At 42.0% G+C, this 20988-nt stretch carries 15 protein-coding genes and 4 pseudogenes; 18 read left to right on the top strand and 1 reads right to left on the bottom strand.

All coding sequences use genetic code 11. The features are described 5' to 3' along the window. The first annotated feature begins 6 nt into the window (after window positions 1-6). The 5 genes and pseudogenes from ligA (at window position 7) to QSJ37_RS16930 (ending at window position 6937) form a co-directional block, all read left to right on the top strand. The gene (gene ligA / locus QSJ37_RS16950) at window positions 7-2019 is read left to right on the top strand and encodes an NAD-dependent DNA ligase LigA (RefSeq protein ID WP_285756369.1); all 2013 of its coding nucleotides are present in this window, start codon (window positions 7-9) and stop codon (window positions 2017-2019) included. A 10-nt stretch (window positions 2020-2029) separates the two neighbouring features. After that, on the top strand, window positions 2030-3193 hold the full coding sequence (locus tag QSJ37_RS16945) for a CamS family sex pheromone protein (protein ID WP_285756367.1): 1164 nt from the start codon (window positions 2030-2032) through the stop codon (window positions 3191-3193). Window positions 3194-3301: 108 nt separating this feature from the next. Then, a complete protein-coding gene (pruA, locus tag QSJ37_RS16940; protein ID WP_285756418.1) occupies window positions 3302-4849 on the top strand; it encodes an L-glutamate gamma-semialdehyde dehydrogenase in 1548 nt (515 codons plus the stop codon). 127 nt (window positions 4850-4976) lie between these two features. Beyond that, window positions 4977-5174 (top strand): annotated as a pseudogene (locus QSJ37_RS16935) (MerR family transcriptional regulator); the annotation flags it as partial. Between the two features lie 9 nt (window positions 5175-5183). After that, a pseudogene (locus tag QSJ37_RS16930) lies at window positions 5184-6937 on the top strand (ABC transporter ATP-binding protein). Window positions 6938-7505: 568 nt separating this feature from the next. Here QSJ37_RS16930 and QSJ37_RS16925 read toward each other — a convergent pair. Continuing rightward, a pseudogene (locus tag QSJ37_RS16925) lies at window positions 7506-7691 on the bottom strand (IS982 family transposase); the annotation flags it as partial. A 215-nt stretch (window positions 7692-7906) separates the two neighbouring features. On the opposite strand from QSJ37_RS16925, the gene QSJ37_RS16920 reads away from it, so the two are divergent. The 13 genes and pseudogenes from QSJ37_RS16920 (at window position 7907) to hutG (ending at window position 20962) form a co-directional block, all read left to right on the top strand. After that, window positions 7907-8797, top strand: a complete 891-nt coding sequence (locus tag QSJ37_RS16920) for a polyprenyl synthetase family protein (protein ID WP_285756366.1) — start codon at window positions 7907-7909, stop codon at window positions 8795-8797. A gap of 19 nt (window positions 8798-8816) precedes the next feature. After that, window positions 8817-8972, top strand: a complete 156-nt coding sequence (gene comX / locus QSJ37_RS16915; RefSeq protein ID WP_097354063.1) for a competence pheromone ComX — start codon at window positions 8817-8819, stop codon at window positions 8970-8972. Between the two features lie 6 nt (window positions 8973-8978). Next, window positions 8979-11243 carry an ATP-binding protein gene (locus tag QSJ37_RS16910; RefSeq protein WP_285756365.1) on the top strand — a complete coding sequence of 755 codons (2265 nt, stop codon included), beginning with the start codon at window positions 8979-8981 and terminating at the stop codon, window positions 11241-11243. Between the two features lie 22 nt (window positions 11244-11265). Then, window positions 11266-11937, top strand: a complete 672-nt coding sequence (locus QSJ37_RS16905) for a response regulator transcription factor (RefSeq protein WP_097354065.1) — start codon at window positions 11266-11268, stop codon at window positions 11935-11937. Window positions 11938-12143: 206 nt separating this feature from the next. Then, window positions 12144-12317, top strand: coding sequence for a hypothetical protein (locus tag QSJ37_RS16900; RefSeq protein ID WP_013877579.1), 174 nt, complete (start codon window positions 12144-12146; stop codon window positions 12315-12317). An 8-nt stretch (window positions 12318-12325) separates the two neighbouring features. Next, window positions 12326-12711, top strand: a pseudogene (locus QSJ37_RS16895) (YvaD family protein). Between the two features lie 95 nt (window positions 12712-12806). Next, entirely contained in the window at window positions 12807-13181 is a 375-nt protein-coding gene (locus QSJ37_RS16890; protein ID WP_013877578.1) for a DUF5367 domain-containing protein, read from the top strand. A 115-nt stretch (window positions 13182-13296) separates the two neighbouring features. Further along, window positions 13297-14520 (top strand): erythromycin esterase family protein, encoded by a 1224-nt coding sequence (locus tag QSJ37_RS16885; protein ID WP_285756363.1) that lies wholly within the window; start codon window positions 13297-13299, stop codon window positions 14518-14520. Window positions 14521-14974: 454 nt separating this feature from the next. Next, entirely contained in the window at window positions 14975-15424 is a 450-nt protein-coding gene (gene hutP, locus QSJ37_RS16880; protein WP_012749025.1) for a histidine utilization transcription antiterminator HutP, read from the top strand. Window positions 15425-15537: 113 nt separating this feature from the next. Further along, window positions 15538-17064 carry a histidine ammonia-lyase gene (hutH, locus tag QSJ37_RS16875; RefSeq protein WP_285756362.1) on the top strand — a complete coding sequence of 509 codons (1527 nt, stop codon included), beginning with the start codon at window positions 15538-15540 and terminating at the stop codon, window positions 17062-17064. Between the two features lie 13 nt (window positions 17065-17077). Then, on the top strand, window positions 17078-18730 hold the full coding sequence (gene hutU, locus QSJ37_RS16870) for a urocanate hydratase (RefSeq protein ID WP_285756417.1): 1653 nt from the start codon (window positions 17078-17080) through the stop codon (window positions 18728-18730). 14 nt (window positions 18731-18744) lie between these two features. Further along, window positions 18745-20019 carry an imidazolonepropionase gene (gene hutI / locus QSJ37_RS16865; protein ID WP_285756361.1) on the top strand — a complete coding sequence of 425 codons (1275 nt, stop codon included), beginning with the start codon at window positions 18745-18747 and terminating at the stop codon, window positions 20017-20019. Beyond that, the gene (gene hutG / locus QSJ37_RS16860) at window positions 19997-20962 is read left to right on the top strand and encodes a formimidoylglutamase (protein WP_285756360.1); all 966 of its coding nucleotides are present in this window, start codon (window positions 19997-19999) and stop codon (window positions 20960-20962) included. Before hutI ends, hutG begins: the two co-directional genes overlap by 23 nt. Window positions 20963-20988 lie beyond the last annotated feature (26 nt).

Here is a 20988-nt window from a genome sequence, read left to right as displayed (position 1 = left end):
CCGAAAATGGACCGACAAGCTGCGATGAAACGAATCGAAGAGCTTCGAGAGCTTTTAAATAAATACAATTATGAATACTATGTTCTGGACCGTCCGTCTGTACCGGATGCGGAATATGATCGGCTGATGCAAGAGCTCATCGCATTAGAAGAACAATATCCGGATTTAAAAACGAAAGATTCTCCGTCGCAACGCGTGGGCGGGCAGGCGTTAGATGCGTTTCAAAAAGTGGAACATCGCACGCCGATGCTAAGCCTTGCGAACGCGTTTAACGAAGATGATTTGCGCGATTTTGACCGCCGCGTGCGTCAAGAAGTCGGCGATGATGTCGCCTATGTGTGCGAGCTGAAAATCGATGGGCTGGCTGTTTCCGTCCGCTACGAAGACGGATATTTTGTCCAAGGAGCAACGCGCGGCGACGGGGTGACCGGCGAAGATATTACGGAAAACTTAAAAACGATTCGTTCCTTGCCGCTTCGTCTGAACGAACCCGTGACATTAGAAGCGCGCGGCGAAGCCTACATGCCGAAAGCATCGTTTGAGCGATTGAACGAACAGAGACGCAATCGCGGGGAAGAGCTGTTTGCTAATCCGCGCAACGCCGCCGCAGGTTCTTTGCGTCAGCTGGATCCAAAAATCGCGGCATCGCGTCACCTGGATTTATTTGTATACGGCCTTGCCAACGCGGAAGAATTAGGAATTGATTCTCATAGCGCGGCGCTCGATTATTTGCAGCAGCTTGGGTTTAAAACAAATCCGGAACGCCGCCGTTGTGCTAATATCGATGAAGTCATCCAATTTGTGAATGAATGGCATGAAAAACGCTCGCATCTACCTTATGAAATCGATGGGATTGTAGTGAAGGTGGATTCATTTGAGCAGCAAGAACAACTAGGTGCGACCGCGAAAAGTCCACGTTGGGCCATTGCTTATAAATTCCCAGCTGAGGAAGTGGTAACGAAACTGATTGGCATCGAATTAAGCGTCGGACGCACAGGTGTCGTTACTCCGACAGCGATTTTAGAGCCGGTACGTGTAGCAGGTACAATAGTACAACGCGCCACCCTTCATAATGAGGATTTTATTCGCCAGAAAGATATCCGCATTGGTGATTCGGTCATCATCAAAAAAGCGGGGGATATTATTCCAGAAGTAGTGAATGTCGTGCCAGACCGGCGGACGGGAGAAGAATTGCCGTTTGTCATGCCAACCCATTGCCCGGAATGCGCAAGTGAACTAGTTCGTTTAGATGGTGAAGTAGCGCTACGGTGTATTAACCCGAAATGTCCAGCGCAAATTCGCGAAGGATTAATTCACTTCGTATCACGTCAAGCGATGAACATCGAGGGACTTGGCGAAAAGGTCATTTCCCAGCTATTCCGTGAAGGACTCATTCATGATGTTGCGGATATTTATCGATTGACGAAGGAGCAGCTCATCCCTTTAGAACGTATGGGGGAAAAATCGGCAACCAATTTACTCCATGCCATTGAAGCGTCCAAACAAAATTCGCTAGAACGTCTTCTCTTCGGTCTCGGCATTCGCCATGTTGGTGCAAAAGCTGCTAAAGTGTTAGCGGAACATTTTGAAACAATGGACCGTCTGCAAACAGCGACAAAAGAAGAATTAATGGCAATTCACGAGATTGGTGAAAAAATGGCCGATTCGATTGTCACGTATTTTGCGAAACCGGAAGTAAAAGAACTTCTAAACGAACTGCGTGCTTACGGTGTCAACATGGAATACAAGGGCCCGAAAACGCCAAAACCTGGCGATGTTCATTCATATTTTGCAGGAAAAACAGTTGTATTAACAGGAAAACTTGAATCATTGTCGCGTAATGAAGCAAAAGAAAAAATTGAACAGCTTGGCGGCAAAGTCACTGGCAGTGTAAGCAAAAATACAGATTTAGTCATTGCCGGAGCAGATGCAGGCTCGAAGCTTGCGAAAGCACAGCAGCTTAACATCGAGATTTGGGATGAAGCGAGATTTCTTCAAGAAATTGAACAAAATAAGTAGGTGTGGAAAAATGAAGAAACAGATGATCATATTCACTGCACTTCTTCTTTTCCTTTCTTCCTGCGCTCCAAAATTTGATGAGGAAGAGGTAGTACAGGAGAAAGACAATAAGGAGCAAAAAGCAGTGATTCCAAAATACAACATTTCCGATTCTTATTACCGTATTGTGCTGCCGTTTAAAGTATCAGGAGCACGGGGAGAAATAGTAGAAGATTTAAATACTCGTTTGGATGTGGATGAATTTGAAACAGGGCTTATGCGTATAGCACAAGACCGCTTTTCTCCAGAAGAATATTTATTCCAAGAAGGGCAATACTTAGATAAAAAAACGGTGAAACGTTGGCTGAAAAGAGAACGGACTCCTAGTCAGCTAAAAAGAGAAAAGATGAAGCCTTCCGAAAACGTCGGCTTAAATCCACCTATTAGCGACAGCGGAACGAATGAAGAAAAAAATAAAAAAAGCCCGATTTATTTAGCAAGCATTTTGGAGCATGATTATTTAGTCAAAACGAAAGACAATGAAGTACAATTAGGCGGAGTAGCCATTGGATTAGCATTAAATTCCGTTCATTACTACGAAACGGAACAAGGCTATCCGCGCGAGGTAAAAATCAAAGATGATGTTATTGAAAAGCAAGGAAAACGAATTGCCGCTGAAGTTCTTTCCCGCCTTCGCCATATCAAAGAGTTGAAAGATGTTCCGATTACGATCGCACTGTTCAAACAAGCGCCAAAATCTTCGGTTATTCCAGGCAACTTTTTCGCTGTTGCGCATGTGGATGAAGGAAGCGATACGATTGACGAATGGAAAGCCATTCATGAAGAGTACTATTTATTTCCATCTGATGAAGCGCAAAAAAACCATCGGGATGACTGGTTAAAGTTTAACAATTTTAAATCGGATATTGAGGAATTTTTCCCAAATTACACAGGAGTTGTCGGAAAAGCGCTATACCGTAATGATCAACTGCAACAGCTGACGATTAACATCTCGATGCCGTTTTACGGAAAAGCGGAAGTGATAGGATTTACCCAATATGTTACAGGCTTGGTCATGGAAAAGTTTCCAAATTATATTAATGTAAACGTCTATATTTCTTCTGTAGGTGGACCGGAAAGCATTATTATTCGTCAAGCGAAGGCAGATCAACCTTTTGTTCATATTTACCAATAATTTTTTTGCTTTTACAAAAAATTGAATAACGTTTCTTTATCCGTTAGAATGATAGATGTAGGCTGTAAACGCTTTTTTCGTAATCTGACCAAAGGGGGAAAATCATTGATGGTACAACCTTATAAGCATGAACCACTTACAGACTTTACCGTAGAAGCGAATCGAAAAGCGTTTGAAGAGGCGTTGAAAAAAGTCGAGGCGGAACTTGGCAAAGACTATCCTTTAATTATTGGCGGTGAACGGGTTACAACCGACGAGAAAATCGTTTCAATTAACCCTGCGAATAAGACAGAAGTAATCGGCCGTGTGTCGAAAGCGAATAAAGAACTTGCGGAAAAAGCGATGAAAGTTGCCGATGAAGCGTTTAAATGGTGGAGCAAAACAAAACCGGAGGCGCGTGCAGATATTTTGTTCCGTGCTGCTGCGATTGTGCGCCGCCGCAAACATGAATTTTCGGCGTTGATGGTAAAAGAAGCAGGAAAGCCGTGGAAAGAAGCGGATGCGGATACGGCGGAAGCGATTGACTTTATGGAATATTACGCTCGCCAAATGTTGAAATTAAAAGACGGCATTCCAGTAGAAAGCCGTCCAGGTGAAACAAACCGTTTCTTCTATATTCCGCTTGGCGTCGGCGTTGTCATTTCGCCGTGGAACTTCCCGTTTGCGATTATGGCTGGTACGACCGTCGCATCGCTTGTTACCGGCAATACGGTACTGCTCAAGCCAGCGAGCGCTACCCCAGTAGCTGCTTACAAATTCGCAGAAGTATTGGAAGAAGCAGGGCTTCCTGCGGGAGTATTAAACTACATTCCAGGAAGCGGTGCGGAAGTTGGCGATTACTTAGTAGACCATCCGCGCACTCGCTTTATTAGCTTTACTGGTTCCCGCGATGTCGGCATCCGCATTTATGAACGTGCGGCGAAAGTGCATCCAGGCCAAATTTGGCTCAAACGCGTTATCGCCGAAATGGGCGGTAAAGATGGTATTGTTGTCGACAAAGAAGCGGATTTAGAATTAGCGGCACAATCGATTGTCGCATCAGCGTTTGGTTTCTCCGGCCAAAAATGTTCGGCTTGTTCGCGCGCCATTATCGTCGAAGATGTGTATGATCAAGTATTAAATCGCGTTGTGGAGTTGACAAAGCAATTAAAAGTCGGCGATCCAGCGGAACAAAGCACATTTATGGGTCCAGTCATCGACCAATCAGCATACAACAAAATTATGGAATATATCGAAATCGGCAAAAAAGAAGGACGTCTCATGACAGGCGGCGAAGGGGACGATTCCAAAGGCTTTTTCATTCAACCAACCGTATTTGCTGATGTCGATCCGAACGCACGCATCATGCAAGAAGAAATTTTTGGTCCAGTTGTCGCGTTTACGAAAGCGAAAGATTTCGATCATGCGCTTGAAATTGCCAACAACACCGAATACGGCTTAACTGGCGCCGTCATCTCCCGCAATCGCGCCAACCTTGAAAAAGCGCGCGAAGAATTCCATGTCGGCAACCTTTACTTCAACCGCGGCTGCACAGGCGCCATCGTCGGATACCAACCGTTCGGCGGCTTCAACATGTCCGGCACCGACTCGAAAGCGGGCGGTCCTGACTACTTAATTCTTCATATGCAAGCAAAAACAGTATCAGAAATGTTTTAATGAAAAACCCTCTCTGCGCAGGCAGGGAGGGTTTTTTGTGCTGGCGCGGTTCCTTGAATTTAAACATTTTTTATTGATTCTCACGTTACGTGAAGTTTTATGATAGTGTCAGAAGGGGGGGAGAAATATGAAGAAGGTGTATCCAATCGGTGAGTTTGCGAAAAAAACAGGCCAAACAATACGAACTCTTCACTATTATGATGAAATAGGGATTTTGAAGCCGTCGCATGTATCGAGTTCTGGACGCCGATTTTACAGTGAAGATGAGATCATTACATTGCAAAAGATTGTGGCACTGAAGTTTTTAGGTTTTTCCTTTAAGGAGTAGATTTGAGTGAAGAAGAATCGTGATATGTCGATAGACAATTGGAAAACTTTCTGGGAGTTAATCAAGAGCACGAATCCGCCAAAATGGATTTTTGTTACTGCTGTTATTCTTAGTTTGATTGAGACAGGGGTTGGGCTCATTGTCCCATGGTTTACTAAATCTCTTGTTGACCAGATTGCTGCATCTGCGATAGAACCATCCATCATTATTTTACTTGCTGCTTCATTTATTGCGCAAACGATCACTTCCGGCTTTTCTTACTACTTCCTCACTTATATTGGGGAATATGTGGTTGCGGCGATTCGTAAAAAGCTTTGGAATCAAGTTTTATTATTGCCTATTTCTTTTTTCGACAATCACCAATCTGGAGAAACGATGAGCCGAATTACTCAAGATACCAACACGGTAAAAATGCTAATCACCCAACATTTAGTTACGTTTCTGACTGGATTGATCTCGGTCGGAGGGGCTGTTAGCATTCTCCTTATTATCGACTGGAAAATGACCCTTATGATGGTGACGGCTGTCCCAGTTTCCATCCTGATTCTCTGGCCGCTTGGGCAAAAAATGTACAAAATTTCAAAAGCTACCCAAGATGAAATGGCCAGTTTTTCAGCCAATCTTGGCAGAGTGTTATCCGATATTCGTCTTGTTAAAGCTTATTGCGCGGAGAAAGAGGAGCAAAAAAACGGGGAACTAGGGATTTTTCATTTGTTTCAATTTGGGCTGAAAGAAGCGAGAATCCAAGCTGTCATTTCCCCCCGTTTATGACATTTGTGATGATGCTCGTTTTAGTCGTTTTAATCGGTTATGGCGGCGTCCGTGTTGCCTCAGGCACACTTTCGTCCGGCTCGCTTGTCGCCATCATTATTTACATGGTTCAAATTGTTGTTCCGTTTAGTCAGATGGCTGCATTTTTCACTTCATTTCAAAAAGCGATGGGCGCAACAGAGCGAATCCAGCGCATTTTATCCTTAGAGAGAGAACCAAGCGGCAGTTTGCCTGCGGTGCCAAACCATAAGCAAGACATCCATTTTCGCAATGTTTCCTTTTCTTATAAAAAGGGAGAGCCTGTCCTCAAACAAGTAACGCTCACTATTCCTTCAGGGAAAACAACGGCTATTGTTGGTCCGAGCGGCGCCGGAAAAACGACATTGTTTGCTTTGTTAGAACGATTTTACACACCAGATGAAGGAGAAATATTGCTAGGGGAAACCAATATTGAAGATTTTGACTTGTATTCGTGGCGCAGTCAAATCGGTTATGTTTCTCAAGAAAGTCCAATGATGTCAGGAACGATACGCGACAATATTTGTTATGGACTAAATAGAGACGTTACCGATGAAGAAATAGAACGAGCAGCCAAACTGGCAAATGCAGCGGAATTTATCGAGCGGCTTCCAAAAGGATATTTGACTGAAGTTGGGGAACGGGGGATCAAATTATCAGGTGGACAGCGACAGAGAATTGCCATTGCCCGCGCTCTTATACGCAATCCAAAAATTCTTCTCCTTGACGAAGCAACCTCAAACCTAGACAGCTCATCGGAAGTTCTTGTTCAAAAGGCCTTGCAGCGGCTAATGGAAGGAAGAACAACACTTGTCATTGCTCATCGGCTCTCAACCGTTGTCAACGCAGACCAAATCGTTGTATTAGAGAATGGGACCATCACTGGCGTCGGAACACATAACGAATTGCTGCAAACCCATCCGCTCTACAGAGAACTGGCCGAACAACAATTTCAGACAATATCGGAGTAAACAAAAATAAATTTCTTGTTGGAGCGTGACAGATACGATTTCGGTGTTAAAACCACATTTAAAATGTGCTATATACGTTGCAGATTAATGCGATCGGACCGAGAGATCGCAATGAAGTATATGAAATAGCAAAATCGAGACTTCATTTCTTTTTTGAAGAAGTCTAAAAGCGTGGAACATAACCTCTAATTTGGCCCTTCTCTACATACGTAGGGAGGGTGCTTATTTTTTATTTTAGTGGAGGCAACAATTATATTGTGATTTGATTTACAATCCCCTGCCATTTCGTGTTGATACTCCGCCAAAAAATGGCGGTGTTCCGACATAAATTGGCGGCGAAAAGGAATGGAAGTGGAGGTACAATTTTAGGTGAAGAAAGTCCAATGTCAAAAGTTCTATAAAAAGTGTAAGAAGGTTGAAAAAATGGTAAAAAGCATTTTTTACTTATGACATTGTTCACATGGAAAGAAACGTTCCAATGGGGGCATCTGGTCAGTATACTGTTCGTTTTATTAGTCATTTTTATCACAGTTCTACGGGAGGAATCGCTCGGTTCAGCATTCATCCTCTACCATAGGTACAAGCATTCAACTTGCCCAAGGATAACAAACGTGTAAGTTGGTAAAATACCATCTAATGCTGTTTTAAAACCTTTTACTCTGTTTGCACGAATCGATGCAATGTGAAACGAGTCCATAAGTACTGAAAAAGTGGTTTCCACGATTTTGCGATTTCGACGCATCCATGGTGGCCACTTTTTTCTGTGATTTTTATTCGATCCTAAAAATAGGATATATGGATAAAACAGGTTTACCAGATAGTATATGAAGTCCTCTTTGTCAAGAAAAGAGGGGGTTTTAGAATTTCTATCGATTGGAAGAAGGAATTTCACCAATTTTGTTGTAATTTATCCATTTGGAAATATTTGTGTGAGATGTTGATGAAATGATAGAAAAAGAGACAGTGAAGATGACAATGAAAGAGATTGTCGAATCGTCTTTTTCCGTGACGTCTTTAAAAGAATTGGTGTTGACATCAATAGAGGAGCATGCAAAACGAAGCAATTTTTTGTTCGGCCGCTTAGCTGGTGTGCATTATCAGATGTTTTCCGAAAATATGAAGGAAAGCGAACAAATTGCAGCGGCTGTAGAACTGCTGATGTTGGCTGGAGATATGCTCGATGATCTCATTGATCAAGACAGCTTGGAAATCTCGTGGAGACAAGTCCCTCTTGCCACCTTTCTTCATGTCGTCGTCGGATTATTGTTCCTAGGACAAAAAGTCATTGCGGATTTACCTATTGATAATGATAAGAAAGCAAAAGCGCAGTTTTACGTTTCATCTCGATTGCTTCAAAGCGTAAATGGGCAGCATATGGATGTCACAAATGACATACAGACGGAAACAGATTATTTACAGATGGTGAAGAAAAAATCAGGTTCTCTAGTAGCCATGGCATGTTTCGTCGGAACTGCATTGGCAGGCGCTGAAAAAAACACTGTCATCATTGAAAAGTATGCCAATGATATAGGAATTGCTGCACAAATCGACAATGATATCGATGCGTTGTATCGTTGGGAGGAGAAGAACGACATTAAAGCAAAGAAGAAATCGCTTCCGGTATTGTACATGCTGGCCAGTAAACGGGATAACTTGTTGAAACAGTATTTTAGCAACCATGTTGATTACAATAAGCTTTATAATCAAAAAGAAACAGCCATTCAACAAATGGAGCAGGAAGGAGCGTTTTACTATGCAAAAGTAATAGGACAGATTTACAAGGAAAAGGCGTTACAAGAAATCGAGAAGCTGGATGTGGACGATAAGTATAAAATTGAACTCAAATCATTAATTTCATAATGTTTGGAGGTAATTGGAAATGCAAGAAATGATCCGTTTTCTTGTAGAACATCCAGAAGTCATCGGAAAATTACAAAATGGTACGGTGAGCTTGATAGGTTTAAGTGAGTTAGAGGTAAAAGCGGTTGTAAAGGTATTTAGTGAATCGATGGAGCCGCTTGGATATTGGAAGTAGATAACGATGAGTCGAATGGTCATTGTAATGATTGTTGCTTCGATTTTAGCAATATATTTAACTATTTTAAATGTTAAATATCCACTGATCGGCATTGATGTAGTGGAAAATAAGAATGGTGATATCATTGTTAACGATATTTACGAATTTGGATGGGCGGAAAAACAAAATATTCATGTTAATGATCAAGTGCTGAAAGTAGATGGGGAGCCCCCGCTCTCTCATTTTACTGTCCGAAAATACAAAACAATTGAACAAGCGAAAACAATAACGATTCAGAGAGAAAATCAAATTCAAATGTTGACGGTTGATTATCGATCGAATGGAGCGAAACAGTGGTTGTATTATATTGCTTTACCAGCTGTTTTTTTTCTATTCACTGTTAGTTTAAGCATTTTTTTGCTTCGTCTGTGGCCACATGATAAAGCGGCAACCGTGCTTATTTACTTTTTGTTATTGATAGGGCTTTGTTATATAAGTGCGAGCTTATCAGCAAAATATGCACTGTTTGGGCGGCAAATGTTTAACGGTATATTTTTAATCTTACCTGCCGTCTTTTTGCATTTCGTTCATCATTATTTTGAAAAAGAAAAGAAATTGTGGTTTACGAACAAAATCATCTTTTCTCTTTATGGGTTTAACTTTGTGATGTTTGTTGTCTCACTCATGTCTTTATCGTTTCGTTCGATCAGTGAAGCAGAAGTGCTATTGACTACATTTTTTATCAACATGGTCATCATTCTTGCTTTGTTAGGAAAAGGATTGGTTTATCTTAAAAAAGATGAACAGCAAAATACGGTCAAAGGGTTGTTTTTCGCAATTGGTCTATCTGTTGCACCATTTATTTTATTTTATAGTCTCCCGGTTTTAATTATTGGAAAATGGGTATTACCAGCTGAATTAACTGTTACCTCGCTTTTTGTGCTGCCATCTGTCTTTCTTTATTTAATTTGTACGGATCGGCTATTTCAATTACAGTTTTCCATCAATCATTTTGTGTACTATGCCTTTTTATCTTTACTTCCATCTTTTCTTGTTACATTGCTTTATATCAAATTTGTCAATGAAGCGAGAGGGCTTGTAGAGCTTGCTTTGTTGTTTTTACTGATTTATGTAATAAATATCCTTGCTCTCTATTTAAAAGGATGTTTCGATCGAACATTAAGGACGAAGTTATACGTACAAAAAGACTTTTATCAAGAAAGTATATATCGGATCGGCGAAGCATTAAAAAAACAGAAAAACATGCAAGAAGTGATCCAATGCCTAGAAAAAGAGGTGAGCGAATTATTAGCTATAGAGGAACTGGCTTTTGTACAACCAGCAATTAAAAATATGCAAGCACCTTTTCAATGTGATGAAAAAGAGTGGATGAAACTAACCAAAAAGATGGATAGAAAACCACTTTCGATTGGGAAAATCATTGAAAATAAGCGTTTGTTTGCGGTTTTTGTAGGCTCGTTCCGGCAAGGTCCTTTACTATTAATAGGAAAAAAGAAACATCCTATTCCATTTACGGCAGAACAAACAGATTGGTTATCGACTATTGTCTATTATACCAGCATCACGATTGAAAATATGGCCAAAGTAGAGGATTTAATAAAAGAGTTAGACAATCTAAAGGAAAGCAGAAATTCTATTTGGCTCACTCGTTTGATCTTTCAATGGTCGGAAAAGGAAAGAAGAAAGTTATCCATTGATTTGCACGATACGATTCTTCAAGATTTAATTGTTTTAAAACGGAAAGTGGAGAGTTTGCGCGTTCAAAATATGCGTATGGATGAAATGAAAAAGCAGCTAAGCGACATCGAAGAAGAAATCGTAGATATCATTGATTTAACAAGGGAAATATGTCATGAATTAAGACCGCCATTTTTGAGTCAAATCGGATTAAAGGAAGCGATCGTACAGTTAATCCAACGGTTCCAATTACGTGCGAATATAAAGGTAGAATGGAATGTTCATTTATTAGCCAAATTAGAAGAAGAACAGGAGCTTGCTATTTATCGGATTATCCAAGAATTATTAAACAATGCGCTAAAACATTCACAGGCATCATATATTAAATTAACATTGGAAACTCGAAACGAGGAAATCCAACTTCATTACATGGATAATGGTATAGGGATGGATATGAAAACGTTACGTCAAGATCATAGAAAGCTTGGATTGTTTGGCATCAAAGAACGCGTGCAAGGCTTAGGAGGAACTTACAAGATGACATCGCAACTTGGAGAAGGATTAGATATACGCATATCCATTCCATTATAAGCATAGGAAGGAGAAAAATAAGATGATTCGCATTTTAATTGTGGATGATCACCGCCTTGTTGGCGAGGGGACAAAGAACATGCTCGAGAGCGAACAAGACTTTCAAGTAGAACTCGTTACATCTGGCACAGAAGCGGAACAAATAATAGGACAACGTACGTATGATGTGTATTTGCTTGATTGGCGTATGCCGGATATGAACGGTATTGAATTAAGTAAGCGAATTCTCCAAAAACAACCGAATGCGAAAATTGTCATCTATACCGGATATGATGTTGCTCCTTTTTTTAATTATTTGATTGAATCAGGCGTTACGGGCTTTATCAGTAAAACAGCAACAAGAGACCAGCTAATTACAGCGATTCGCTGTGCATTAAGAGATGAAGCGGTCATCCCTGTGCATTTACTGCGACAACTGCGTCTTTGCGAAGTAAGGGCGAAGATAGAGGAAAATGGAAAACAGGCTGCGCTGAGCCAGCTTGAGCAAGAAATATTAATGGAAGTTGCCAATGGACTATGTAATAAAGACATTGCCAAAAAGCGTCATATAAGCCAGCGAAGTGTAGAAAGACACTTATCGCATATCTTTACGAAGCTGCATGTATCTTCACGGATAGAAGCAGTGGAAAAAGCAAAACAATTAGGGCTCATTCCAGAGCTTCATATGTTGCTAACGCCTTCATCGAATCGGTGAGGCGTTTTGTCTTTTTTAGGAATCGGCATTTCGTGTCGGTACTCCGTCAAAAAAATGGCGGGGTTTCGACACCATGTTGGCGGTAAAAAGGAAAGAAAATGGATGTATAATTAAGATAAGTAAGAATAATTTTAAAAAAAGTGTGTGAGACAAAAGAACGCAAGAGCCATTTTTGATTACATAAAAATTATAAGGAGAGATTCATTATGGCATATTCCTTAGGGATGATACTTGGTCCAATTGCAGGAGGAGGACTGGCCGATTTATTTGGTTTATCAACAGCTCTTTATATCATGTGTTTTGTTTTGGTAGGTTACAGTCTGTCTTCTAGGTTGATGAAACATGAGCAGAAAATCTGTAGAATGGATGAATTGTGTTGAAGGAAAAAATGAAGTACTTGAAACCATTTTTTTTAGTAACTGATATTGGGTTTATTGTATACTGGTTCATTACTTTTTTTCATCTTATACCTGAAAGTGTGGCGTTTAAGGACTATGATAACCCGATTATTATCGCATGGAACTGGTCTTTTTTTCCGTTAGATATTTTATTTCTATAACGGGTCTTTACAGTATATATCAATATAATAAAAATAACCCAGCGTGGATGAACTATGCTTTGATTTCTCTTGTTTTGACTTTTTGTTCTGGCTTACAAGCCATTGCATTTTGGGTTTTTAGCAAGAATTTTGACATAACTTTGTGGGCTATCAACTTGTATTTGATTATCTATCCATTATTTTTTATTAGAACTTTCATTGCCGAAAAGAAATAAGGATCGTCTGTGAAGGGTCATGATTTATCAGGATCGTTGGTGAAATGCTATTATGATACTCTTTCAAGCATTTTTAGAATAAAGGAGTGCTGTTCATGCATTTTCTAATTTGGGGCTTTCTTGTCTGGTTAGGAGCAACCCTCATTTTCCGATTTTTTGGACATTTTTTCTTCAATCCAGAAAATGCTTTGCTTCTTCTACTGTCCTATCTGCTTGTTGTTCCGCTCATTTTTTTATTAACCTATCCTCTATACAAACTTAAAGGTTTAAAAAAAGATGAGCGTTTAAAAGCTGCTATATTTATTGCGCTTCCCGGCATGTTCATTGATACGATTGTATTGGTTATCTTTCCAGAAGTGTTTACTAATTTACCAGTAGAATCTGATCGATATTTTGGTTCTTGGTTATTATGGGCATACAGTTGGATTTTGTTAACGGGGGTTCCGCTGAAAAGGAGAGAGGAACGATGACAAATGAAAAATTTTAAGATGTTTGTTTGACCGATGCTGCTAAACTTATTGGGTTGAACCTTTTTACGTAATGCTACTGGTATAGTATGGACTTATTAAAAAAGGTGATAAACACATGTTTTACCGTAAAAATAATATTTCTTCTGAAATCGATTGGCTCAAAGGTCATACGTACCGTATACAATTGCATGAATTCGATGATGATTCCGATTTGTATTTTTTAAAACCTTTACTGCAAAATAAACGGATCGTTTTTTTGGGAGAGAATGGCCACGGCGTGGCAGAGCATAGCCAGATTAAAACAAAGATGATTAAGTACTTACATAAAGAATTGGGGTTTCGAGTTTTAGCATTCGAAAGTAGTTTTAGTGACTGCAGCTTATGCTTTTATCAACAGGATCAACTGGATATAAGGCAATGGATGAAACATTCTTTGTTTAAAGTCTGGCATACGGAGGAAGTCGAGACTCTCTTTCATTATGTGAAGGAAACACAATTATCCAATCAGCCTCTCATCTTAACAGGATTGGATATTCAGCCTGCCTCAAACGATCATATTACTGGCAAATTTCTCTCAAAAATGTTTTCAAATATGGATAAGGCCTATGGTGAGAAAATAGTAGAGTTGGAACAAGAAATGCTTTACCAATATGTCAATTCCCGTAGTCCGTCAATTTCCAAAAAGGAACGTAAGCGAAAATGCAAAGAATTGATGGCTCTTTATCAAGAATTCCTCTTTTTATTAGATAAAAACAGTCTTGAGTTACAAAATAAATTTGGAAAAGACGCTTTTTTGCTTGTGAACCGAATTTTGCAAAACCGAATTTTCCTTATGCAGATGATCTCTTCCCATTTCATGAAAGCGATAAAAATCCGAAATAAGGCAATGGCTGACAATATTTCATGGCTGGCACAAGAGATGTTTCCTAATGAAAAGATAATAATATGGGCGCACAATGGGCATATAATGAAGCAATCTAGGAGATTACTAGGGTTTCTATCGACATTTTCTTATTTACCTCCCAAAATCAAGCAATTCTCCTATACCATTGGGTTTTTTATGTATAGTGGACAAGCAGCGGAAAATAATCGCAGTGTATATGAAGTACAGCAGCCTGATCAAGATAGCATCGAGTTTCGAATCAAGCAAGTAGGACACGAAATTGGCTTTTTAGATATCTCGCGGCAAAGAAAAGTGCCTCAAAATCGTTGGCTTTTCAAGCATACTTACACGATGCATGAAGGGAAGCAATTAAATCTTATCAAGCCTATTGCTTGTTACGATGGACTTGTCGTTTGTGCGAAAACATCTCCTCCAAAATACATCAATCTAAATTAAATCAGGAAGATTTTTCGCATTACATGTTATTCATTTCTTTTGTCATTTTGTCAGCAAGTTAGGTTTGGATTAAAATTCCGACATGAGCAAGCTTTTCTGCCACTTCGCTGAACGAAAACGCTATCAGACAAATAAATTTGTCCGCCATGCGTTTCACGGTTCAGGATCGACATGTCCAGGTCCTCAAGAAAACTATTGCTGCTATGACAGAAAAGAGGTCTTTACTATGATCACCGATGTCGGTGTTAACTTAGTGATGTTTTCTTTTCCATCATGTTAATTCCCAGCCTCGCCAATGCAATCCAAATTCCTTTCCTTTTAACTTGTTAATTCATTACTTTGCTAACTTGTTAAAATATGGTAAAAAATAATTGACAATAAAAAAACAAAGCCATTACAATAATAGTAAGTTATTAGTTTGTTTAGAAAATTTTAAAAATAGGTGCTGATTTGCGTGTTGAAGCAGGCAAAAGGAAGAATTGGCCGCAATGCGGTGCTCTTAGCGCTTTTCGAAGAGGAAGAAGAAGGAAAAATCACCGCTCATTTAGACAACTTGCAATGGCGTTATTGCAAAGGAAAAGTCGGTTCAATGGAACTGCAAAAAATCGTTGCTTCCGTTGAAACGGCAGCGAAGCGAAACAATGTTGTGAACGGTGAGCTATATCGAGAAATGCACGCGCTGTATCATGCGGTAGTTGAGGCGGTGCAGGGCGTAACGAGAGGACAGGTCGAGTTAGGAGATTTAATGAGAACCGTCGGTCTTCGTTTCGCTGTTGTCCGAGGAAACCCGTATGAAAACAGCAAAGAAGGAGAATGGATCGCCGTTGCCTTATATGGTACAATTGGCGCACCGATTCGCGGGCTGGAACATGAAACGATTGGATTAGGAATCAACCATATTTAAAATAGGAAGCCTATAGTTTTTTAGTCATGAGGAGGCTGCATCCGCAATGTGTGTATTGCGGATATAGCCTCCTTCTTTATTTCGCTAAAGTGCGATGGAGAGGGTGGGGAAACATGGTCGTTTTAACCGGTCATACGTTAACGCTAGAGGAAGTAAAACGGGTATTGTACCGTGATGAATTTGTCATTGCCTCTAAAGAGAGTATGGAGGCGGTGGAACGAAGCAGAAAAGCGGTGGAAGAGATTGTGGGGAATAAAAATGTGGTGTATGGCATTAATACAGGATTCGGAAAGTTCAGCGACGTCTTGATTGCCGCTGACGATGTCGAAGAACTGCAATGGAATTTAATTCATTCGCACGCGTGCGGAGTAGGGGAGCCGTTTCCGGAAGAGGTGTCTCGCGCCATGCTCCTTCTTCGGGCTAATGCTCTTTTAAAAGGGTATTCCGGTGTGCGGCCAATCGTTATTGAACGGTTGTTGGATTTATTGAACGCTAAAATTCATCCAGTCATTCCACAACAAGGCTCGCTTGGGGCAAGCGGCGATCTCGCTCCGCTTTCCCATCTGGCGCTTGCCCTTTTAGGAGAAGGAGAAGTGTTTTATCGAGGCAAGCGAGTTCCCGCTATAAAAGCATTATCAGCAGAAGGCATTGCGCCGATTACGTTAAAGGCGAAAGAAGGATTGGCACTTATTAACGGCACTCAGGCAATGACGGCGATGGGAGTAGTGGTTTATTTAGAAGCGGAACAGCTGGCGTATGAAAGCGAAGCGATTGCCGCTATGACGATCGAAGGCTTGCGTGGCATTATTGATGCATTTGATGAACATGTGCATCTCGTCCGTGGTTACAGGCAACAGGTGGAAGTGGCAGCAAGAATTCGCGATTATTTAGCGGGCAGCAAATTGACGACAAGACAAGGCGAGTTGCGTGTGCAAGACGCTTACTCGCTTCGCTGTATCCCGCAAGTGCATGGAGCTTCTTGGCAAGTGCTTGATTATGTAAAAGAAAAGCTGGAAATTGAAATCAACGCAGCAACGGACAATCCGCTCATTTTTGAAGGAGGAGCGAAGGTGATTTCCGGCGGGAATTTCCACGGTCAGCCGATTGCGTTTGCGATGGACTTTATGAAAATTGCTATTGCTGAGCTTGCGAACATTTCAGAGCGTCGAATAGAACGGCTGGTAAATCCGCAATTAAATGATTTGCCGCCGTTTTTAAGCCCGGCTCCAGGTTTGCAGTCAGGAGCGATGATTATGCAGTATACTGCAGCGTCGCTCGTATCTGAAAATAAAACGTTCGCTCATCCGGCAAGCGTCGATTCGATTCCATCGTCTGCGAATCAAGAAGATCATGTAAGCATGGGCACGATCGCTTCCCGCCATGCGTATGCCATTTTACAAAACACAAGGCGGGTACTTGCGATTGAACTGATTTGTGCCATGCAAGCTGTTGAGTATCGCGGTGTGGAAAACATGGCACCGAAGACGAGAAAGCTTTATGAAGCAGTACGAAATATCGTTCCATCCATTACAAAAGATCGCATCTTTTCCAAAGATATCGAAGCAACAGCGCAATGGTTGAAAGGTGTTGACTGGCCCTTTTTTCTTCAAACCATCACACCAACCAATCAATATTCATAGGGGGGAAACGATGATGCGCAACATTAAAGCAAAAAAAGGTCTTGAGCTAGAGTGCGAAGGATGGGAACAAGAAGCTGTTCTTCGTATGCTCTATAACAATTTAGATCCGGAAGTTGCCGAGAAACCAGAGGAGCTTATTGTATACGGAGGCATTGGAAAAGCGGCACGAAACTGGGAAGCGTTTGACGCAATTGTAAAAACGTTAAGAGAGCTTGAAAAAGATGAGACGCTCCTCATTCAATCAGGAAAGCCGGTTGGAGTGTTTAAAACGCATGAACGCGCGCCGAGAGTCCTTATTTCCAACTCGGTCCTTGTTCCAAAATGGGCAAACTGGGATCATTTCCATGAGTTAGATAAAAAAGGGTTAATCATGTACGGACAAATGACAGCGGGCAGTTGGATTTACATCGGGACGCAAGGAATTTTGCAAGGAACATACGAAACGTTTGCTGCAGTGGCGAAAAAACATTTCGGCGGAACGTTAAAAGGGACGTTAACGCTCACAGCTGGTTTAGGCGGAATGGGAGGTGCGCAGCCTCTTGCAGTAACAATGAATGAAGGGGTTGTCATCGCGGTTGAAGTCGACCCAAGCCGCATTCAAAAACGGTTGGATACAAAATATTGTGATCGCATGACCTATTCATTGGATGAAGCGCTTCTTTGGGCATATGAGGCGAAAGAAAAAGGCGAACCGCTATCGATCGGACTTGTCGGCAATGCTGTAGAAGTGCATCATGAGCTGTTAAAACGCGGTGTAAAAGTGGATATCGTCACTGATCAAACGTCGGCGCATGACCCGTTAAACGGGTATATTCCAGAAGGGATGTCACTAGATGAAGCGGCAGCATTGCGCAAGAGCAATCCAGATGAATATGTGCGCCGCTCAAAGCAAAGCATGGCCAAACATGTAGAAGCGATGCTTGAGTTCCAAAAACGCGGAGCGATTGTATTCGACTATGGAAACAACATTCGCCAAGTGGCGAAAGATGAAGGGGTTGAGAATGCGTTTGCGTTTCCAGGGTTCGTTCCAGCCTATATTCGCCCGTTATTCTGCGAAGGAAAAGGACCGTTCCGTTGGGCGGCATTATCGGGTGACCCAGAAGATATTTATCGGACAGACGCACTAATTAAAGAACTGTTCCCAGAAAATAAGGCGCTTGTTCGCTGGATTGATATGGCGCAGAAGAAAGTAGCATTTCAAGGGCTGCCTGCTCGAATTTGCTGGTTAGGATATGGTGAGCGGGTGAAAATGGGGCTTGCCATTAACGAATTGGTGCGCAAAGGAGAGTTAAAAGCACCGATTGTCATCGGACGCGATCATTTGGATTGCGGTTCAGTTGCTTCGCCAAATCGCGAAACGGAAGCGATGAAAGACGGAAGCGACGCCATTGGCGACTGGGCGGTACTCAATGCTTTGATTAACACGGCAGCCGGTGGTTCATGGATTTCCTTCCATCATGGCGGCGGTGTCGGCATGGGCTATTCACTGCATGCCGGAATGGTTGTTGTTGCGGATGGGACAGATTTAGCAAAAGAACGTTTAGAGCGCGTGTTAACGACAGATCCCGGCATGGGAATTATTCGCCATGCTGATGCTGGTTATGAGCGAGCGATTGAAGTCGCCGATGAAATGGGCATCACGATTCCGATGCGAAAGTACCAGTAAGGAGGAGTTTACAAATGTCTCATTTCGATACGCTCATTACAAACATTGGACAGCTTTTAACAATGGAAGGAAACGGTCCGGCTAAAGGGGAGCAAATGAAAACGCTCCCCGTTCTAGAGAATGCTGTGATTGGCTTAAAAGATGAAAAAATTGCATTTATCGGAACAAATGAGGAAGCAGAAGGATTTCGTGCCGCTCAAGTAATCGATGCAAACGGCAAGCTTGTGACACCAGGGTTAGTTGACCCGCATACACACCTTGTGTTTGGCGGCTCTCGAGAACATGAACTTGCACTAAAACAACAAGGTGTTCCATACTTAGAGATTTTAAAAAGGGGCGGCGGCATTTTATCAACAGTACGGGCAACGAGAGCGGCAAGCGAAGAAGAACTTTTTGCAAAAGCGAAGTTTCACCTTAATCGGATGCTGTCTTACGGTGTGACAACCGTTGAGGCGAAAAGCGGCTACGGATTGGATGAAGAAACGGAACTCAAACAACTGCGGGTCGTTCAACGCCTCCAACAAGAACACCCGATGGACCTTGTCTCCACGTTTCTCGGTGCGCATGCGATTCCGCTAGAGTATAAAGACAATCCGGACGAGTTTCTTGCTCGTATGGCAACTTTGCTTCATACCATTCAAAAAGAAGAGCTGGCCGAATTTGTCGATATTTTTTGTGAAACGGGCGTGTTTACAGTCGAACAGTCACGAGCGTTTTTACAAGCAGCAAAATTCCTTGGATTCGCCGTGAAAATTCACGCTGATGAAATCGATCCGCTTGGCGGAACGGAATTAGCTGTTGAACTGGGAGCGGTCAGCGGCGACCATCTTGTTGGCGCATCAGATGTTGGCATCGCGCAGCTTGCAAAGTCGAATACAATTGCTGTTCTGCTGCCGGGCACTTCGTTTTATTTAGGGAAAGAAAAATATGCAAGAGCGCGCGATATGATTGAAGCGGGAGTTGCTGTTGCGCTGGCAACGGACTTCAATCCCGGAAGTTCGCCTACAGAGAATTTGCAGCTCATTATGTCATTAGCGGCGCTAAAACTCAACATGACACCGGAAGAAATTTGGCATGCCGTCACCGTGAATGCCGCTTATGCGATTAATCGCGGCGAGGAAGCAGGACGCATCGCGATTGGCAGAAAGGCGGATATCGTCATTTGGGACGCGCCGAATTATGCGTACATTCCTTATCATTACGGAGTGAATCATGTCCACACAGTCTTAAAAGAAGGAAAAGCGGTGGTGAAAAAGGGGGGATACGATGTCAACGTTTCGCTTTCTTAAAGAAGCGGGGGAAGCATTGTTTCAAGACCGCCATGTGACAAAGGCGAGCAAGATATTGCAGAAGTGGAACGGAAATGAGGCGGGAAATGTCTGCCTCATTGGAGCTCCTTTATCGAAGGCGTCCATCAGCCACTCGGGAGCGTCTTTTGCTCCGAGTGCCATCCGAAAAATGCTTTCCTCCTACACCACTTATTCCATTGAGGAAAATATCGATTTGGCGGATATAAAGGTGACAGATTGCGGCGACATTTTGATGCATCCAACGGATATTGTCCAATCTCAGGAGAGAATTGCTGAAACGATCGAACAACTCATGACAGCCAATCCAGATTCGTTGTTAGTTGTCCTCGGCGGAGATCACTCGATCAGCTGTCCGGCGATTCGCGGATTCCAAAAGCGATGGGAGAAAATCGGAGCCATTCAATTTGACGCCCATCACGATTTGCGCAATTTAGAAGACGGTGGGCCAACGAATGGTACTCCGTTTCGAAGTTTAATGGAGTCGGGAACATTGGATGGAAACCATCTTATTCAGATTGGCATCCGTGATTTTGCCAACAGCAAAGCGTATACAGAGTACGGAAAACAGAACGGTGTCGCGATTTATACCATGAAAGATGTTCGCAAACGGCCCATCCAAGAGATTGTAAGGGAAAGCATTGAAAAACTGAAACAAGAAGTAGATGCTATTTACGTTTCGGTGGACATGGATGTTCTGGATCAAGCGTTCGCGCCAGGATGCCCTGCCATTGGTCCAGGCGGAATGGATAGCTATACGTTATTGGAAGCAATTGCTATACTAGGAGAATATGAAATTGTTAAAGCAATGGATATTGTTGAAGTGGATCCGACTGTGGACTTTCGTGACATAACAAGCCGAACCGCCGCATGGGTGATCATGCAGTTTTTAAAAGGAAAGAAAAAAGCCGGATGGATTTCATAAGCATGAAAGAGGATGCTTGAGTGAGC

The sequence above is a fragment of the Parageobacillus sp. G301 genome (assembly GCF_030268025.1).
Classification (GTDB): domain Bacteria; phylum Bacillota; class Bacilli; order Bacillales; family Anoxybacillaceae; genus Parageobacillus_B; species Parageobacillus_B toebii.
This window is presented reverse-complemented; position numbering and strand designations above follow the sequence as displayed.

What these genes read in the sequence shown, in the direction of transcription:
- ligA (WP_285756369.1), top strand. Translation starts at nt 7, where the DNA reads ATGGACCGACAAGCTGCGATGAAACGAATCGAAGAGCTTCGAGAGCTT.
- QSJ37_RS16945 (WP_285756367.1), top strand. Translation starts at nt 2,030, where the DNA reads ATGAAGAAACAGATGATCATATTCACTGCACTTCTTCTTTTCCTTTCT.
- pruA (WP_285756418.1), top strand. Translation starts at nt 3,302, where the DNA reads ATGGTACAACCTTATAAGCATGAACCACTTACAGACTTTACCGTAGAA.
- QSJ37_RS16920 (WP_285756366.1), top strand. Translation starts at nt 7,907, where the DNA reads ATGACAATGAAAGAGATTGTCGAATCGTCTTTTTCCGTGACGTCTTTA.
- comX (WP_097354063.1), top strand. Translation starts at nt 8,817, where the DNA reads ATGCAAGAAATGATCCGTTTTCTTGTAGAACATCCAGAAGTCATCGGA.
- QSJ37_RS16910 (WP_285756365.1), top strand. Translation starts at nt 8,979, where the DNA reads ATGAGTCGAATGGTCATTGTAATGATTGTTGCTTCGATTTTAGCAATA.
- QSJ37_RS16905 (WP_097354065.1), top strand. Translation starts at nt 11,266, where the DNA reads ATGATTCGCATTTTAATTGTGGATGATCACCGCCTTGTTGGCGAGGGG.
- QSJ37_RS16900 (WP_013877579.1), top strand. Translation starts at nt 12,144, where the DNA reads ATGGCATATTCCTTAGGGATGATACTTGGTCCAATTGCAGGAGGAGGA.
- QSJ37_RS16890 (WP_013877578.1), top strand. Translation starts at nt 12,807, where the DNA reads ATGCATTTTCTAATTTGGGGCTTTCTTGTCTGGTTAGGAGCAACCCTC.
- QSJ37_RS16885 (WP_285756363.1), top strand. Translation starts at nt 13,297, where the DNA reads ATGTTTTACCGTAAAAATAATATTTCTTCTGAAATCGATTGGCTCAAA.
- hutH (WP_285756362.1), top strand. Translation starts at nt 15,538, where the DNA reads ATGGTCGTTTTAACCGGTCATACGTTAACGCTAGAGGAAGTAAAACGG.
- hutU (WP_285756417.1), top strand. Translation starts at nt 17,078, where the DNA reads ATGCGCAACATTAAAGCAAAAAAAGGTCTTGAGCTAGAGTGCGAAGGA.
- hutI (WP_285756361.1), top strand. Translation starts at nt 18,745, where the DNA reads ATGTCTCATTTCGATACGCTCATTACAAACATTGGACAGCTTTTAACA.
- hutG (WP_285756360.1), top strand. Translation starts at nt 19,997, where the DNA reads ATGTCAACGTTTCGCTTTCTTAAAGAAGCGGGGGAAGCATTGTTTCAA.